This window comes from Stenotrophomonas sp. I18B00994, assembly GCF_014145825.1.
Classification (GTDB): Bacteria; Pseudomonadota; Gammaproteobacteria; order Xanthomonadales; family Xanthomonadaceae; genus Stenotrophomonas; species Stenotrophomonas maltophilia.
On record NZ_JACIUW010000050.1, the window covers coordinates 1 to 1,053 of the forward strand.

Annotated in this window: 1 protein-coding gene; it reads right to left on the reverse strand. The window is 60.3% G+C overall.

Translation table 11 applies throughout. The annotated features are described in order from the left end of the window. Window positions 1–6: 6 nt before the first annotated feature. Entirely contained in the window at window positions 7–951 is a 945-nt protein-coding gene (locus H4O10_RS22135) for an IS481-like element ISStma1 family transposase (RefSeq protein WP_053451682.1), read from the reverse strand. Between the last annotated feature and the right edge of the window lie 102 nt (window positions 952–1,053).

Genomic DNA, 1,053 nt, shown 5'->3' on the forward strand with positions numbered 1-1,053 from the left:
AGTCGACTAACTGTGTAAACCCACCACGTTGTTCAGCAGGACTCTGGAAATAGGTGGCTGGCCACCGATCCCCATGTGAGGGCGGTGCCAGTTGTAGTGGTGCAGCCATTGGGTCAGCACGGAATTGCGCTGGTCCGAGGAGGCGTATTCGCGGGCGTAGGCCCATTCGCGCAGGCTGGTTTGGATGAAGCGCTCGGCTTTGCCATTGGTCCGCGGCGTGTAGGGCTTGGTTCTGATGTGCTTGATCCCAAGGGATTTGAGCAGCTTGGCAAAGGCGGTGGAGCGATAGCAGGCACCGTTGTCGGTCAGGATCCGCTTGAAGGTGATTCCCAGGCTGGCGTAGTACTGCAGAGCGCCCAGCAGCGCCTGGCAGGCGGTTTCGGCCTGTTCGTTGGGGTGGACGCTGCTGAAGGCGACCCGGGAGTGATCGTCGATGGCCACGTGGACGTAGCCCCAGCCACCGCCAGCGGCGTTTCCCCGGCGTTTGGCATCGGTTCTGTGCCCTGGCCGCTGGAAGTTGCCCAGCTTCTTGATGTCCAGGTGCAGCAGCCCTCCGGGCTGATCGTATTCGTATCGGATGACCTCCTTGGGCGGTTCAAGCCGACACAGCCGATTGAGGCCGTGGGCACGCATCAGCCTTGAAATCGTACTGTGGCCGACCCCCAGCGCCTTGGAGATGGTCAGGTAGGTCTGCCGTTTACGGCGGTGCTCCTTGATTTGCTCGATTACCGGAGCAGGTGTGGCATGCGGCGTCTGGTGAGGCCGTGAGCTGCGGTTTTCCAGCCCCGGTGCCCCGAACTGGCGGAATCGGGCCAGCCATTTGTAGGCCGTACGCACACTTACGCCGCATGCTTGGGCTGCTTCCTCTGGGCGCAGGCCCTCGTGGAGGATGCGGCGAATAAGAAGTGCTCGACTATGGACGGTCAAACGGGCATTTTTATAGTGGTTCATCCGGGCTCTTTGGGGTCTGGAGAGGTGTGGTAACCACCATTTTCCAAAGATGTCCCGGATGAACAACGTACAGAGAGATCACAACTAACAGTCGACTCTACC

Coding starts and splice junctions, on each gene's coding strand:
- H4O10_RS22135 (WP_053451682.1), bottom strand. CDS start 951: ATGAACCACTATAAAAATGCCCGTTTGACCGTCCATAGTCGAGCACTT.